This window comes from Nocardioides caldifontis (genome assembly GCF_008087345.1).
Classification (GTDB): Bacteria; Actinomycetota; Actinomycetes; order Propionibacteriales; family Nocardioidaceae; genus Marmoricola_A; species Marmoricola_A caldifontis.
The window spans coordinates 104,587-119,917 of record NZ_ML701737.1; the positions used below are offsets into that span (position 1 = coordinate 104,587).

Genomic DNA, 15,331 nt, shown 5'->3' on the forward strand with positions numbered 1-15,331 from the left:
CGACGCAGCGACGTGTCCGGGACCCGAACCGTTGTGGTCGATAGAGCCGACCGGATGTCGGGTACATCACACCCGGAGGAGGGAACTCTGGATGGTGACCGACCGGAACACCGTGGTGCACGCGCTGAGGGCGCAGGGCGACCACGACCGTGCACTTCAAGCGTCCTGCATCCTGCCCGCCACGGTGGACACCGACAAGGACGCCAACGTGCTGAGCATGCTGGGCGTGTGCCCGGGATCGCTCCAGGAGCAGGGGGACCCCTCGCCGACTCGAGCCGCCGGTACATGACATCGGGGAGAGGTTGACGCACCAGGTGCACCAACGGCTCCCCGATGTTCCGCACGGGAGCTACAGCGGTGGGCGGCGGTCCCCGACCCGGGTGGCCTGCTCGAAGACCCACGCCACCTCGAGCAGCCGGCGCTCCTGGTTGTGCGGCGCGACGACCTGGATCCCCACCGGCAGCCCCTCGTCGGTGAACCCGGCCGGCACCGAGATCGCGGGACAGCCGGTGACGGTCACGAAGTACGCCGACCGCATCCAGTCGAGATAGGTCTCCATCGGGCGTCCGGCGACCGTGGTCGGGAACTCCTGGTCGGCGGGGAACGGCGGCACCTGGCTCACCGGCAGCACGAGCACGTCGTGGTCGTCGAAGAACTCCACCATCCGCTGGGTCAGCGCGGTGCGCTGCCGGTAGCCGCGGGCGACGTCGGCGCCGGTCAGCGGCTCGCCCGCCCGGATGTTGTCGGCGAGGGACTGCTTGAACGCCGACGGGTGCTCGGCGAGCAGCGGCCCGAACACCGCCTGGAAGAGCCAGGCGCGCAAGGTGCGGAAGGTGTCCTCCGCCTCCGGCAGCGAGGGGTACGCCGGGACCACGGTCGCGCCCTCCGCCGCCAGCACGGCCCCCGCCGACTCGACGACGGCGGCCACCTCGGGCTCGACCGCGAACGCGCCCCCAAGGTCCGTCGACAGCGCCACCCGGAGCCCCGCGAGCGAGCCGGCGAGCGGCGGTGCGAAGGTCCGGCCGGGGTCGCCGAGGGCGAGCGGGACCCGACGGTCCGGACCGGCGAGCACCGACAGCAGCAGCGCGACGTCGCCGACGGTGCGGGCGAGCGGCCCGCCGACCGAGAGCGTCTCCCACGCGTTGTCCGCCGGCCACGAGGGCACCCGGCCGAGCGAGGGGCGCAGCCCGACCACGTTGCAGAACGAGGCCGGGTTGCGCAGCGAGCCGCCCATGTCGCTGCCGTCCGCGAGCGGCACCATCCCCGACGCGAGCGCCGCGGCCGCGCCGCCCGACGAACCGCCCGCGGAGCGGGAGAGGTCGAAGGGGTTCAGCGTGGTCCCGAAGACGGTGTTGAACGTGTGCGACCCGGCGGCGAACTCGGGGGTGTTGCTCTTCCCGACGATGACCGCTCCCGCCGCCCGCACCCGCTCGACGAGGAGCTCGTCCCGGTCGGGGACGTGGTCGGCGAACAACGGTGAGCCGTAGGTGGTGCGCCACCCCGCGACCGCGTGGGTGTCCTTCACCGCGAACGGCAGCCCGTGCAGCGGTCCGACGGGAGCGCCCGACGCCAGCTGCTCGTCGGCGGAAGCCGCGGCGGCGCGGGCCCGGTCGGGGTCGAGCGAGACCAGTGCGTTCACCGACGGGTTGACCTGCTCGATCCGCGCGAGGTGCAGCTCGAGGAGCTCCCGGGCGGAGACCTCGCGGGCGCGGACCGCCGCCGCCATGTCGACGGCGGACGACCAGTGGTCGAGGGTCACCGCCGTCGACCCAGCACGGCGCCGAGGAGCACCCCGAGGGAGACCAGCCCGGCGCCGACCGCGACACCGGCGAGGAACCTGGGCTCGGCCCCGGCCCGTGCCAGGGCCGGCGGTGCGGTGAAGACCTGTTGCGGTGCGGCCTCCTCGTGGGGCGCCGCGGCAGCGGCGGGGTGCGGCTGGGCTGCGCCGGTCATGACGTGCCGCTCCACCGCGGTGAAGAACTCGGTGGCCAGCCGCCGGGAGACCGACGCGAGCATCCGCTGGCCGACCCCGCCGATCATCCCGCCGACGACGGTGTCCGCGTCGTACTGCAGGACGGTGAAACCGGTCGCCTCGTCCTCGGAGAACCGGACGTCGACGTCCGCGGCGATCGTCCCGGGAGCACCCGCGCCCTCGGCGGAGAGCCGCAGCGACCGGTGCTCGGTGAGGTCGGTGATCCTGCACGACCCGGTGTAGGTGCCCTTGATCGCGGCGATCCCGACGGTGACGGTCATCGCGTAGGCGTTCTCGCCCGTGGTCTCGAGCCGCTCGCACCCCGGGATCGTCGAGACCAGCACCTGCGGGTCGAGCAGTGCGTCCCACACCTTCGGCAGCGGCGCCTGGAGGACCGCCTCGCCCGTGATCTTCATCGGCTCTCCTTGGTCTCGACAGGCTCGGACCTGGCGCTCTCGACCGACCCGGCGTTCTCGACCGACCCGGCGTTCTCGGCCGCCTTGCGTCGCAGGTCGTAGAGCTCCGACGGCGAGATCGGCATCCTCCGGATCGGGATCCCCTCCGCGTCCTCGATCGCCGACGCGAACAGCGCTGCCGACGGGATCACGCCGGCCTCCCCGGCCCCCTTGATCCCCAGGGGGTTCAGCGGCGACGGGGTCTCGAGGTGGTCGACTTCGATGCGCTCGGGGACCTCGGTGACGTAGGGCATCAGGAAGTCCATGAACGAGGCGTTGAGCAGCTGCCCGCTCTCGTCGTACGCCATCCGCTCGTAGAGCGCGCCGCCCACCCCCTGCGCGACCCCGCCGTGGATCTGCCCCTCGACGATCATCGGGTTCACCAGCGTCCCGCAGTCGTGGACGACGGCGTACCTGAGGATCTTGACCTCCGCGGTGTCCGGGTCGGTCTCCACGACGACCGCGTGCATCCCGGCGGCGAAGGTCGACCGCTCCGGCGAGTAGAAGTCGCGCCCCTCCAACCCGGGCTCGTCGTCCTCCTCCACGGGCGGCTTGTCGGGGTTGCCGACGGTGAACTGCGTGGCCAGCTTCGACGCCTCGTCGAAGGCGTAGCGGAGCGGGTTGGAGAGCACCGCGACGGTGCCGAGCGCGAGCCGCGACGCCGGCGCCCCGCGGACCTGCACGTGACCGTCGACGATCTCGAGGTCCTCCTCCGCCGCCTCGAGCGCGTCGGCCGCGATGCGCAGCGCCTTCGCCTTCACCTGGCGGGCCGCCAGCGCCACGGCGGAGCCGCTCATCACCGCGGCGCGGGAGGCGAAGGTGCCCACGGCGTAGCCCATCCGCCGGGTGTCGCCGGACGTCACCTCGACGTCTTCGAACGGGACGCCCAGCTCGTCGGCGACGATCTGGGCGAACGCCGTGCGGTGCCCCTGCCCCTGCGACGTCAGCCCGATCGCGACCTTCACCTTGCCGGTCGTCTCGACGTTGATGTGCGCGCCCTCGTAGGGGCCGACCCCGGTCCCCTCGACGTAGCAGGCCAGCCCGATCCCGACCCGACGCCCTTCGCGCCGGGCTTCTTGTCGAACAGACTCGAAGTCGTCCCACCCGACCAGCGCCTTGAGCTTGTCGAGCAGCTGTGGGTAGTCGCCGGAGTCGTAGACCAGCGGGCGGCCGTCCTGGAACGTCATCCGCTGGTCGTAGGGGAACTCGTCGGGCTGGATGAAGTTGGCCGCGCGTACCTCTGCCCGGTCGCGGCCGAGGTACGCCGCGATCGCGTCCATCGTGCGCTCCATGAGGAAGACGCCCTGCGGCCGGCCGGCCCCGCGGTACGGCGTGACGATCACCGTGTTCGTGTAGAGCGACTCGAAGACGACCTTGTAGGCCTCGGGCTTGTAGGGGCCGAGCGCCTGCGTCGAGGTGATGATCGGGACGATGAGCCCGTAGGGGATGTAGGCGCCGTGGTCGTGCCACAGCTGCACCGACATCCCGAGCAGCCGGCCCTCGTCGTCGAACCCGACGTCGACGTGCTGGAGCTGGCCCCGCTCGTGGGCACTGGAGACGAAGTGCTCGCGGCGGTCCTCGGTGAACTTCACCGGACGGCCCAGCGCCATCGCCGCCATCGGCACCAGCACCTCCTCCGGCCACGGGTGCACGATCTTGACGCCGAAACCGCCGCCCACGTCCGGGGTGATCACGTCGACCTGGCCGAGGTCGAGCCCCAGCTTCGTCGCCACCGCCGCCCGGACCCCCGTCGAGGTCTGCGTCGAGCTCCAGACCGTCAGCCGGCCGGCGTCGGGGTCCCAGCGCGCCACCGTCCCCCGTCCCTCGAGCGGGGTGCTGGCGGAGCGCTCGACCTCGAGGTCGAGGGAGAGCCGGTGGGGAGCGGCGGCGATCGCGGCGTCGGCGTCACCGGTCGCCTGCTCGAGCCGCGCCGCGACGTTGCCGGGGACGTCCTCGTGCACCAGGTGCTCGGCGCTGCGGGCGGCCTCGACCCCCACGACGGCGGGCAGCGGCTCGTAGGTCACCCGGATCCGTGACACCGCGTCCTCCGCGACGTAGCGGTCCTCGGCGACGACGAACGCGATCGCCTCGCCGACGTGGTTCACCTCGTCCTTCGCGAGGGCGTGCTGCGTGCGGCCGTGGGTCAGCGCCGGGTGCGGGATCAGCAGCGGCAGCGGCTCGGCCATCGGGCCGGTCAGGTCGTCGTAGGTCCACACCGCGACGACGCCGTCGACGTCGAGCACCGGGTCGACGTCGATCTCGACGATCCGCGCGTGGGCGTGCGGGCTCCGGAGCACCGCGACCTCCAGCGCCCCTTGTGCGAGGTCGTCGACGTAGCGCCCCTGTCCCCGCAGCAGCCGGTCGTCCTCGACCCGCTGGACCTTCTCGCCGAGCATCCGCGTGGTCACGCGTCACCTCCACGCAGCTCCGCCGCCCGCAGGACCGAGGCGACGATGTTCTGGTAGCCCGTGCACCGGCACAGGTTCCCGGCGACCATCTCCCGCGCCTCCTCCGGCGTCGGGGACGGGTTCTCCTCCAGCCCCGCGGTGATCGTGGTGAGGAAGCCGGGGGTGCAGAAGCCGCACTGCAGGCCGTGGCACTCCTTGAACGCCTGCTGCACCGGGCCGAGCGAGCCGTCGGCGTCCGCGAGCCCTTCCACGGTGGTGATCTCGGCGTCGACGGCGGACACCGCGAGCACCAGGCAGGACCGCACCGGCCGGCCGTCCATCAGCACCGTGCAGGCGCCGCAGACCCCGTGCTCGCACCCGACGTGCGTCCCGGTCAGCCCGACGTCGTGGCGGAGGGCGTCGCTGAGCAGCCGCCGCGCGGGCACCTGCACGTCGTGCACGGTGCCGTTCACGTGCAGCCGCACGTCGTACCGCGTCTCCGTCACCGGCCCTCCTCGTGCGCCTCGTCCCACGCCGACCGCAGCGCCCGGGCGGTGAGCACCCGGACGAGGTGCCGACGGTAGTCCGCCGAGGCGTGGATGTCCGCCGGTGGATCGAGGCGGGTCAGCGCGAGCTCCGCCGCGTCCGCCACCGCGGCGTCGGTCGGGCCACCGGCGAGCTGCTCGGAGACGTCGACGGCGACGGGCACGTCGCAGACGGAGAAGTACGAGACCCGCGCGCCCTCGCCAGGCCGGACCACCGCCGCCACCCCGCACAGCGCGTAGTCGCCGTGCCGGCGCGCGACCTCCTCGACCGCCGTGCCGGCTCCGGCCGGCAGGGCCGGGAAGAACGCCTCGACCGCCACCTCGTCGGGGCGCAGCGAGGACTCCATCGGCCCGACGAACAGCTCGCCGGCCGGGATCCTGCGTCGCCCGTCCACCGACGCCGCGGTCACGTGGCCCTCGGTCAGCGCGAGCACCGCGGGCATCTCCGCGGACGCGTCCGCGTGCACCACCGAGCCCACGGTGGTCCCCCGGTTGCGGATCGTGGCATGCGCGACGAGCCGCAACGCCTTGCGCAGCAAGGGCTGCACCCGGGCGGCCTCGTCGTCACCGAGGACGTCGGTGTGCCGGGCCAGCGCCCCGACCCGGACTCCGTCGTCGTCGGAGCGCACGTAGGCCAGGGGCCCGATCCCGTTGATGTCGACCAGCAGCGCCGGGGATGCGAGCCGCATCGACAGCAACGGGACCAGGCTCTGGCCGCCGGCCAGCACCTTCGCGTCCGGGCTCGACGCGAGCGCCTCGAGCGCCTCGTCGAGGGAGCGCGGTCGGACGAGCTCGAAGGGTGCCGGCTTCAAACGTTCACTGCCCCTCTCGGTGCGACGTCGGACGTTCTGACGAGTCGGCTCCGGACGGGCCGACGATGAGCGCACCGCTCCGGTCCACGTCGTGCGTGCCGCCCTTGACCATGTGGAAGAACACGATGACGAGGATGGTGCCGAGCGCGATGCCACCGAGCTCGAAGTCGTCGGTGACCTCGAGGGTGACCCCGCCGATGCCGGCGATGATGCCCGCGGCGAGCCCGACGAGGTTGCGCGGGTTGCCGAAGTCGACGCCGTTCTCGACCCAGATCTTCGCGCCCACGAGGCCGATCATCCCGTAGAGCACGATCGTGATGCCGCCGAGCACGCCGCCCGGGGTGGCGTTGACGACCTGGCCGAACTTCGGGCAGAGCCCCAGCAGGATCGCCACGCCGGCCGCGAAGTAGTACGCCGCGGTGGAGTACACGCGCGTCGCGCCCATGACACCGATGTTCTCGGCGTACGTCGTCGTCGGCGAGCCGCCGAACGCGCTGGCCAGGGCGGTCGCGAGGCCGTCCGCGCCGATCGCCCTCCCCATGTACGGGTCGAGGTCGTCACCGGTCATCTCCGCGACCGCCTTCACGTGGCCGGTGTTCTCCGCGATCAGGGCGATGACGCCGGGGAGCACCAGCAGGATGAACGTGAGCGAGAAGCTCGGCCCGTGCACCGCGTCGACGCCGTCGGCGAGCGTGCCGGACGGGAAGCCGATCCAGTCGGCCGCCTCGACGTTCGCCCAGCTGACCCGGTCGTGCGGGACCGCCTCGCCGTTGCTGGTCGGGAGCACCGAGGTGATCTGCCCGAACAGCCCGTCGGCCACCCACGAGATGACGTAGCCGAAGATCAGCGCGAGGAAGACCGCGATCCGGGACCAGAACCCCGGCAGCAGCACCGCGGCGGCGACCATGAACGCCGCGGTGAGCAGCGCGATCCACTGGTCCTGCGGCCAGTAGACCCCGGCCACGACGGGGGCGAGGTTGAAGCCGATCAGCATGACCACCGCGCCCGTCACCGCCGGCGGCAGGATCCGGTGGATCAGCCGCGACCCGCCGAAGTGCACGAGCAGGCCGACGAGCGCGAGCACGATGCCGGCGACCATGATCGCGCCGGTCACGTCGGCGGAGTCGCCGCCCTGCGCCCGGATCGCGGCCACACCGGCCACGAACGAGGCGCTGGTGCCCAGGTAGCTCGGCACCCGGTTGTTGCAGATGAGCAGGAACAGGATCGTGCAGATCCCGGAGAACATGATCGCGAGGTTCGCGTCGAGCCCCATGACGATCGGGAACACGAAGGTCGCCCCGAACATCGCGACGACGTGCTGGGCGCCGAGCCCCGCCGTACGGCCCCAGCTCAACCGCTCCATCGGACCGACCGCGGCTCCTGGGGGAGGTGTCTTGCCGTCGTAAACGACGTCCCACTTGAACATCGACATCTGGCCACTCCTGTCGTTCGTACCGTGGCGGTACGCCGGCCCACCGGGTGGTCGACCGGTCACCCTCGGTTCACATGGTGGACCTCGAAGGTCACCGGGGCGAGACGCGACGGTTCCGGGGGTGTTGGGCGTGTCGCCCGAAAACGCACCCGGCAGCGGATCGGGGGCGCGACTCGATAGCGTGGCGCCGTGGCAGCGACGAACCAGGTTCCGATGACCTCCGTCGTGGGTTCGGCCTCGATCTGGGTCCTCGGTCGGGTGGCCGGTCCGCGGCGCCGTGGCCGTGTCCTGCACGTCGGCGACTCCGCGGTCTACCTCGACCTCGAGGGCACCTGTCTCGCCGTGCTCGGGGCGCGTGCCGTGCAGGTGCCGTGCGGGGTGCGGACCCAGCTCCCCACGCTCCCCGACATCGAGGCCGGTGCGGAGGTCGTCGTCGAGGACGGCTCGATCGTGCTCCCCGGCCTCGAGGTCATGGTCACCACTATCGTCGACACGACGGTCCCGGTCCTCGGCGCGGACACCGCCGCGTGGGGCGGCGAGGTGGTCGACGAGCTCCTCACCGACCGGCTCGACGCGGTCCGTGCCCAGGTGCCCGGGGCGGCGCTCGCCGCGCTCGCCGAGGGCGACGCCGGGAGCGTCCTGCAGCTGCTCGGACTCGGCCCGGGGCTGACGCCGCTCGGGGACGACGTGCTGTGCGGCTGGCTGGCCACCGCGGTCGCCAGCCGGCACCCTGCGCTCGCCGACGTCCGTGGCGCGGTCGGCGCGGCCGCGGTCGAGCGCACGACGACGCTGTCGGCCACGCTGCTCTCGTGCGCCTCACGCGGCGAGGGGCTCCCCGAGTTCCGGAGCCTGCTCGTCGGGGTCAACCAGCAGAACCGGGAGGTCGTCGAGCAGGCGCTCGAGCTGATGCTCCAGGTGGGCGAGACCTCCGGGGCCGGCAACCTGCTGGGCGCCCTCGTCGCGCTCCAGTCACCCTCGCTTCTCGCACCCCCTGCCGGAGACGTCTGAGGAGGTCGCCGTGAGCCACACCCACGTCGAGCTGCGGGACGCGTACGCCGACTCCGTGGTGCTGCTCGAGGTGAGCAAGGCCGTGGCCGCCACCCCCGGGGTCCTCGACGCGCAGGTGGCGATGGGGACGCCGCTCAACGTCGAGGTGCTCACCGGCATGGGGTTCGAGGTGCCGCCCTGCTCCCCCAACACGATGGTGGTCGCGCTCCGGGTCGGCTCGGAGGAGGAGGTGCCGGCGGCGCTGGCCGCGGTCGACGCCGCCCTCGCCGCGGGACGACGCGACTCCTCCGGTTCCTCGGGGTCCGACGGCCCGTCGGCGGTCCTCCCCCGCACCACGGGCCGCGCCCTCAGGCGCACCGGCAGCACGCTGGCGCTCGTCTCGGTCCCCGGTGAGCACGCGACCGCCGAGGCGGTCGACGCGCTCGACGCCGGGGCCGACGTCCTCGTCTTCAGCGACAACGTGCCGGTCGAGCAGGAGGTCGCGCTCAAGCGGCTCGCGACCGAGCGCGGCCGGCTGGTGATGGGGCCTGACTGCGGCACCGCGGTCGTCGACGGCGTGGGGCTCGGTTTCGCCAACGTCGTGCCCCCGGGCGACGTGGCCCTCGTGGCCGCCTCGGGCACCGGCGCGCAGCAGCTGATGTGCCTGCTCGCCGCCGCGGGGGTGGGGGTCGGCGACGTGCTCGGCGTGGGCGGTCGCGACCTGTCCGAGGAGGTCGGTGGGCTCTCCACCCTCGAGGCGCTGCGCAGGCTCGACGCCGACCCAGGCGTACGCCGCATCGTGCTCGTGTCCAAGCCGCCCGCCCCGGCCGTCGCGGCCCGCGTCGAGGAGCACGCCGCCGGGCTCTCCACCCCGGTCGACCTCGCGCTCCTCGGCCCCGGCCGTCCGGACCTGACGGCGGTCGCGGAGTCGGTCGTGGCGGCCCTCGGCGGCACCGCCCCGACCTGGCCCGTCCGCGGCACGGCGCGCCCGGCGCGCGGCGGCCACCTCCGTGGGCTGTTCGTCGGCGGCACGCTCTGCGACGAGGCGATGATCATCGCGGCCGGCCGCCTCGGCCCGATCCGCAGCAACATCCCGCTCTCCCCCGAGCTCGCGCTCGGCCCCGACCTCCAGTCGGACGGCCACCTGATGGTCGACTTCGGCGACGACCGGCTCACCCAGGGCCGGGCGCACCCGATGATCGACCCCACCCTCCGGCTCGAGCAGCTGGCCCGGTTCGGCGCCGACCCCGCCACCGGGGTGCTGCTGCTCGACGTGGTCCTCGGCCACGCGGCCGAGCCCGACCCCGCCGCGCTGCTCGCCCCGGCGATCGCGGCGGTCGACGTCCCGGTCGTGGTCGCCTGCGTCGGCACCACCGCGGACCCCCAGGGGCTCGACCGGCAGGCGGAGGCGCTGGCAGGGGCCGGCGCCGAGGTCCACCTCTCCAACGCCGCCGCGGCCCGGCGCGCGGCCGAGCTCGCAGGAGGTGCCGCATGAGCACCGGCCCGATCGTCGCCGCCGGCGCCGACCTGTTCGCCACCGCCGTCGAGTCCCAAGGCGTCCCCGTCGAGCGCGTCGACTGGCGACCGCCGATGGAGGGCACCTCCGCCGACCTCGCCACCGTCCTCACCGACCCGCTCCGTGCCGACGCCAACCGGCGGGCCGTGGAGGCGGTGCTCGGTGTGCAGGCGGTGCTGGTCGACGTCGCGCCCGCGTCCGAGGTGCTCGGGCTCTCGAAGGGCGAGTTCCTGCACGCCGGCCCGCCGATCGGGTGGGAGCGCACCTCCGGCCCGCTCCGCGGCGCGCTGATGGGCGCCGCCGCCCTCGAGGGGCTGGTCGACGACCCGGAGGACGCAGCTGCCCTGTTCGAGGCCGGGTCGGTCACCTGGGAGCCGTGCCACCACCGCAGCGCCGTCGGTCCGATGGCCGGGGTGGTGTCGCCGTCGATGTGGATGTTCGTGATCGAGGACGCCGCGTCCGGGCGCCGCACGTACTGCTCGCTGAACGAGGGGCTCGGCAAGGTCCTCCGCTACGGCGCCTACGCCCCCGACGTGCTCGACCGGCTCCACTGGATGGCGGCGGTGCTCGGACCGGTGCTCCGCGACGCCGTACGCACGACGGGGCCGGTGGACGTCACCGCGATCCTCACCCAGATGCTCCAGATGGGCGACGAGGCGCACAACCGCAACCGGGCCGGCACGCTGATGCTGCTGCGCGACCTCTCCCCCGCGATGGTCTCCGGGCCGCACCCGTCCTCGGACGTCGCGGAGGCGCTGCGGTTCATCGGCGGCAACGACCACTTCTTCCTCAACCTCGCGATGCCGGCGTGCAAGCTCGCGCTCGACGCCGGGCGCGACGTCGAGGGGTCGACGATGGTCGTCGCGATGGCCCGCAACGGCACCGACTTCGGGATCCAGGTCTCCGGGACCGGCGACGAGTGGTTCACCGGGCCGGCGCAGCTCGCGGACGGGCTGTTCCTGGGGTCCTACGGGCCCGACGACGCCAATCCCGACATCGGCGACTCGGCGATCACCGAGACCGCGGGGATCGGCGGGTTCGCGATGGCGACCGCGCCGGCGATCGTCCGGTTCGTCGGCGGCACCGTCCCCGACGCGCTGGCCACGACCCGGCGGATGCACGAGATCACGCTCGCCGAGAACCCGCGCTGGTCGATCCCGGTGCTCGACTTCGCCGGCGCCCCTACGGGCATCGACGTCACCGCGGTCTGCCGGACCGGGATCCTGCCGCAGATCAACACCGGGATGGCCGGCCGCGTCGCCGGTGTCGGCCAGGTCGGAGCCGGCCTGGTGAACCCGCCGGCCGAGATCTTCCCGAAGGCCCTCGCCGCCCTCGCCGCCCGTACCCGCTCCCGCGCCTGAGGGTCAGCTCCAGGAGTCCCAGAACGCCCGCCGCATGTCAGGCCGGTTGGAGGGGGTCAAGGGCGTCCCCTCGACGCGGTACTCCTCCAACGGCGTCGGGTCCTTGAACTCCGGCAGGGACCCGTCCGCCCGGACCACCCGCCACCACGGGACCCCGCCGCCGTGCAGCGACATCACCCGGCCGACCGAACGCGGCCCGCCCCGTCCGACGCGCTCCGCGATCGCGCCGTACGTCGTCACCCGGCCCGGCGGGACCCGTTCGACGAGCGACAGCACCGCCTCGACGTACTCCTCGTCCACGGTTCCGACCGTAACGGGGGCGGGCCCCCGACCACGTCGCAGGAACGTGGCCGGGGGCCCTAGGGGTGGGAGGGATGCGTCTAGAGGACCGGCTCGAACGGCTCGGTGCCCGGCACCAGCTGCAGGCCGGAGATCCCGGAGTGCTGCTGGGCGAACCGCAGCTCACGGCTCAGGTCGCCGACGCCGTTGGACGCCGGGAGCGGGGCGAGCGCGAGGGTCGACAGCGTGCCGAGCGCCTTGCCCTCGGCGTCGAGGAACCCGCTGCCGGAGTCACCGGGGACGCCGGGGGTCAGCGTGTAGACCGGGTGGGTCCAGCCGCCGCCGCTCGTGCCGAGGCTGGCACCGACCTTCGGCGACAGCAGCTCGACGCCGGCGCGGAGGCTGGAGTTGCCGAACGAGTAGACCTTCTCGCCTGCCGGTGCGCCATCGCTGTTCACCGCGGTCGGGCCGCCGAAGAACGGCACGCTCGGGTTCACCTTGCCGACGTGCGCGGCGTCGACCTTCACCAGCGCGAAGTCGTTGTAGGCACAGGTGTTCTCGTCGGTCGTCCCTGCCTGCTTCATCGACAGCCAGCTGCTGTAGGCCAGCGTCCCGGTCCCGACCGTGGTGCCGGCGGTGAGCAGGTTGCCGTTCTCGACGAACTCGACCTTGGTGCCGAGCGGCAGCGAGCCCGCGTCGCACCCGTTGGTGTCGGTGGCCTCGCCGGTGCCGGCGCAGTGCGCGGCGTAGCCGACGTAGACGTTGGAGGCGCTGTCGGTGAAGACGAAGTTCGCCGTGCACTGGGCGCCGTTGGTGTACATCTGCACGCCCGGGTGGATCTTCGCGCTCGCGGCGGGCGCCCACGCGGCGCGGACGGCGCTGCTCGGCTGGGCCGCATCAGCCGGGCCGGCGACGAAGGCGGCCGTGGCGAGGGCGGTGGCGAAGATCGAGGCGGCAGTGGTGCGAGCCCGTGAGGCCATGGACGTGGCTCCTTGGTGGTGACGGTCGTGAGGTGCGCTGCTGCGACGTCAACGAGGGTCCCCGGCGGAAGGTCACGCCACCCGCGTCGTACGGCCCGTTCCACTACCCGAAAAGCGGCGCGGCCCGGCCCCTCGGGAGGGGCCGGGCCGCGGTCAGGTCCGCGTCAGTTCTCGCGTCAGTACGACGGCTGCGACGGGTCGATCTGGTTGACCCAGGCCACCACGCCACCACCGACGTGCACGGCGTCGGAGTAGCCCGCGCCCTTCACGATCGCCAGGGTCTCCGCCGACCGCACACCGGACTTGCAGTGCATCACGATCTGCTTGTCGGAGGGCAGCTTCTCCAGGGCGCTGCCGTTGAGGAAGTCGCCCTTGGGGATCAGCACCGAGCCGGGGATCTTGTTGATCTCGTACTCGTTCGGCTCGCGCACGTCGACGAGCACGAAGTCGCGCTCACCGTTCTCGCGCTCCTTGATCCACTGCTCGAGCGTCGACACGGAGATCGTCGCGTCGGCGGCGGCCTCGGCGGCCTCGTCGCTGATCGCGCCGCAGAAGGTCTCGTAGTCGATCAGCCCGGTGACCGTCGGGTTCTCGCCGCACAGCGCGCAGTTCGGGTCCTTGCGCACCTTGAGCTTGCGCCACTCGAGCTCGAGGGCGTCGTAGATGACCAGCTTGCCGACGATCGGGTCGCCGATGCCGGTCAGCAGCTTGATCGCCTCGTTGACCTGGATCGAGCCGATCGCGGCGCAGAGCACGCCCAGCACGCCGCCCTCGGCGCAGGACGGGACCATGCCCGGCGGCGGCGGCTCGGGGTAGAGGCAGCGGTAGCAGGGCGCGTCGTCGGCGAGGCTCGGCGCGAAGATCGAGGCCTGCCCGTCGAAGCGGTAGATCGAGCCCCAGACGTAGGGGATCCCGAGGAAGTACGCCGCGTCGTTGACCATGTAGCGCGTCGCGAAGTTGTCCGTGCCGTCGACGATGAGGTCGTAGCCGCGGAACACGTCCATCACGTTGTCGTTGTCGAGCCGCTCGCCGTGGACGACGACCTCGACCAGCGGGTTGACCTCCTTGATGGAGTCCCGCGCCGACTCGGCCTTGGGACGGCCCACGTCGCTCTGGCCGTGGATGACCTGGCGCTGCAGGTTGGACTCGTCGACCTCGTCGAACTCGGCGATGCCGAGGGTGCCGACGCCGGCCGCGGCGAGGTACAGCAGCGCGGGCGAGCCCAGGCCGCCGGCACCGATGACCAGCACCTTGGCGTTCTTCAGCCGCTTCTGGCCGGTCATCCCGACGTCGGGGATGATCAGGTGGCGGCTGTAGCGGCGTACCTCGTCGATCGTCAGCTCGGCGGCTGGCTCGACCAGCGGGGGCAGGGACACGGCATCTCCTCGGGCACTGCGGGCGTGCGTCGACCTGGTGGTCAGGACACCGGCACAACAACGCCGGGCTCCTCCATGTTCCCCCGCCCCACAACCGCCGCCGGACACGCATCTCAGCATCCGGATCCGTCCGGTGTGGGTCGCGGCGGGAGCGGATCCCGCCGGCGGTACCCTGCAGTAGCCATCGCGGGGCCCGTCCGGGGTTCGGCATGGCGACCTACGGGGCACCGGTCACCGACCGGCCAGGAGCAGCGGGAACAGGAGGGGTCGGGTGAGCGGCGTCGACCAGGCACGACCGCGTGGCGGCCGCATGCCACGCAAGGCGAGGCGGGCACAGCTGCTCGACTCCGCGCTCGAGGTCTTCGTCGCCCAGGGGTACCACGCGGCCGCGATGGACGACATCGCCGAGCGGGCCGGCGTCTCCAAGCCGGTGCTCTACCAGCACTTCCCCGGCAAGCTGGAGCTCTACCTCGCGCTCCTCGAGCAGTCCGCCGACCGCATCATCGACGCCACCCGTGAGGCCCTGGCGTCCACGCAGGACAACAAGATGCGCGTCCTGGCGACGATGCAGGTCTTCTACGACTACGTCGCCAACGCCCAGGGCGCGTTCCGGCTCGTCTTCGAGTCCGACCTCACCAACGAGCCGCTCGTGCGGGCCCAGGTCGACCGGGTGACCGCGGTGTGCGCCGAGGAGGTCACCAAGGTCATCCACGAGGACACCGGGCTCTCCGACGAGGCGTCCCGGCTGCTGGCCGTCTCGCTCGTCGGGGTCGCCCAGTTCAGCGCCCGCTACTGGCTCGACAGCGGCGGCGACCTCGACCAGCAGGCCGCCGCCCAGCTGGTGGCTAGCCTGGCATGGCGCGGGATCAGTGGATTCCCGCTCACCGACGAGCAGGGCTGAGCGGACGCACCGCGTCCGGCCGGCCCCACATCACCCCGAAGAAGGAGCACCACCGTGGAGGTCAAGATCGGCGTCCAGCACGCCCAGCGCGAGCTCGTCATCGACACCGAGCTGTCCGGCGACGACGTCGCCGCCGAGGTGAGCAAGGCGCTGAACGAGGAGGGCGGCGTCCTCTCGCTCTCCGACTCCCGCGGCCGCCGCATCCTGGTCCCCAGCGCGAAGCTCGCGTACGTCGAGCTCGGCACCCCGACCCCCGGCCAGGTCGGCTTCCGCAGCTGACCCGCCCGCCCCTCGTCACACCACGAGGGGCGGCTCGACACCCTGCGCG

General features: G+C 72.9%; 15 protein-coding genes. 6 read left to right on the forward strand and 9 right to left on the reverse strand.

All coding sequences use genetic code 11. The features are described from left to right. The first annotated feature begins 91 nt into the window (after window positions 1-91). Window positions 92-289 carry a hypothetical protein gene (locus tag FIP57_RS06180; RefSeq protein WP_148572665.1) on the forward strand — a complete coding sequence of 66 codons (198 nt, stop codon included), beginning with the start codon at window positions 92-94 and terminating at the stop codon, window positions 287-289. 60 nt (window positions 290-349) lie between these two features. Here FIP57_RS06180 and FIP57_RS06185 read toward each other — a convergent pair whose 3' ends face one another. Genes FIP57_RS06185 through FIP57_RS06210 form a run of 6 tightly spaced genes read right to left on the reverse strand, consistent with a single transcriptional unit; the run spans window position 350 to window position 7,603 of the window. Then, on the reverse strand, window positions 350-1,759 hold the full coding sequence (locus FIP57_RS06185) for an amidase (RefSeq protein ID WP_238993322.1): 1,410 nt from the start codon (window positions 1,757-1,759) through the stop codon (window positions 350-352). Continuing rightward, window positions 1,756-2,388 carry an SRPBCC family protein gene (locus FIP57_RS06190; protein WP_148572666.1) on the reverse strand — a complete coding sequence of 211 codons (633 nt, stop codon included), beginning with the start codon at window positions 2,386-2,388 and terminating at the stop codon, window positions 1,756-1,758. Before FIP57_RS06190 ends, FIP57_RS06185 begins: the two co-directional genes overlap by 4 nt. Next, the gene (gene cutA / locus FIP57_RS06195; RefSeq protein WP_148572667.1) at window positions 2,385-4,835 is read right to left on the reverse strand and encodes an aerobic carbon-monoxide dehydrogenase large subunit; all 2,451 of its coding nucleotides are present in this window, start codon (window positions 4,833-4,835) and stop codon (window positions 2,385-2,387) included. The genes FIP57_RS06190 and cutA overlap by 4 nt, the downstream gene beginning before the upstream one ends. Then, a complete protein-coding gene (locus FIP57_RS06200) occupies window positions 4,832-5,320 on the reverse strand; it encodes a (2Fe-2S)-binding protein (protein ID WP_148572668.1) in 489 nt (162 codons plus the stop codon). The genes cutA and FIP57_RS06200 overlap by 4 nt, the downstream gene beginning before the upstream one ends. After that, complete coding sequence (locus FIP57_RS06205) at window positions 5,317-6,171, reverse strand: FAD binding domain-containing protein (protein WP_148572669.1); 855 nt, start codon at window positions 6,169-6,171, stop codon at window positions 5,317-5,319. The genes FIP57_RS06200 and FIP57_RS06205 overlap by 4 nt, the downstream gene beginning before the upstream one ends. Window positions 6,172-6,175: 4 nt before the next feature. Beyond that, window positions 6,176-7,603, reverse strand: coding sequence for a uracil-xanthine permease family protein (locus tag FIP57_RS06210; RefSeq protein WP_203231099.1), 1,428 nt, complete (start codon window positions 7,601-7,603; stop codon window positions 6,176-6,178). 189 nt (window positions 7,604-7,792) lie between these two features. Between FIP57_RS06210 and FIP57_RS06215 the strand changes: the two genes are divergently transcribed. The 3 genes from FIP57_RS06215 to FIP57_RS06225 are packed head-to-tail and all read left to right on the forward strand — an operon-like array spanning window position 7,793 to window position 11,467. Further along, window positions 7,793-8,611, forward strand: a complete 819-nt coding sequence (locus tag FIP57_RS06215; protein ID WP_148572670.1) for an oxamate carbamoyltransferase subunit AllH family protein — start codon at window positions 7,793-7,795, stop codon at window positions 8,609-8,611. 10 nt (window positions 8,612-8,621) lie between these two features. Next, entirely contained in the window at window positions 8,622-10,085 is a 1,464-nt protein-coding gene (locus tag FIP57_RS06220; protein WP_148572671.1) for an FdrA family protein, read from the forward strand. Continuing rightward, window positions 10,082-11,467 carry a YlbE family protein gene (locus tag FIP57_RS06225; protein WP_148572672.1) on the forward strand — a complete coding sequence of 462 codons (1,386 nt, stop codon included), beginning with the start codon at window positions 10,082-10,084 and terminating at the stop codon, window positions 11,465-11,467. The genes FIP57_RS06220 and FIP57_RS06225 overlap by 4 nt, the downstream gene beginning before the upstream one ends. Before the next feature lie 3 nt (window positions 11,468-11,470). On the opposite strand, the gene FIP57_RS06230 is transcribed toward FIP57_RS06225, so the two are convergent. The 3 genes from FIP57_RS06230 to moeZ form a co-directional block, all read right to left on the reverse strand. After that, window positions 11,471-11,767 carry an MGMT family protein gene (locus FIP57_RS06230; RefSeq protein WP_148572673.1) on the reverse strand — a complete coding sequence of 99 codons (297 nt, stop codon included), beginning with the start codon at window positions 11,765-11,767 and terminating at the stop codon, window positions 11,471-11,473. Between the two features lie 80 nt (window positions 11,768-11,847). After that, window positions 11,848-12,726: a serine protease family protein gene (locus FIP57_RS06235; protein ID WP_148572674.1), complete on the reverse strand. Its 879-nt coding sequence runs from the start codon at window positions 12,724-12,726 to the stop codon at window positions 11,848-11,850. 176 nt (window positions 12,727-12,902) lie between these two features. Next, a complete protein-coding gene (gene moeZ / locus FIP57_RS06240) occupies window positions 12,903-14,102 on the reverse strand; it encodes an adenylyltransferase/sulfurtransferase MoeZ (protein WP_148572675.1) in 1,200 nt (399 codons plus the stop codon). A 310-nt stretch (window positions 14,103-14,412) separates the two neighbouring features. Between moeZ and FIP57_RS06245 the strand changes: the two genes are divergently transcribed. Then, the gene (locus FIP57_RS06245; protein WP_148573029.1) at window positions 14,413-15,003 is read left to right on the forward strand and encodes a TetR/AcrR family transcriptional regulator; all 591 of its coding nucleotides are present in this window, start codon (window positions 14,413-14,415) and stop codon (window positions 15,001-15,003) included. 54 nt (window positions 15,004-15,057) lie between these two features. Further along, on the forward strand, window positions 15,058-15,282 hold the full coding sequence (locus FIP57_RS06250; RefSeq protein WP_148572676.1) for a DUF3107 domain-containing protein: 225 nt from the start codon (window positions 15,058-15,060) through the stop codon (window positions 15,280-15,282). The last annotated feature ends 49 nt before the right edge of the window (window positions 15,283-15,331 follow it).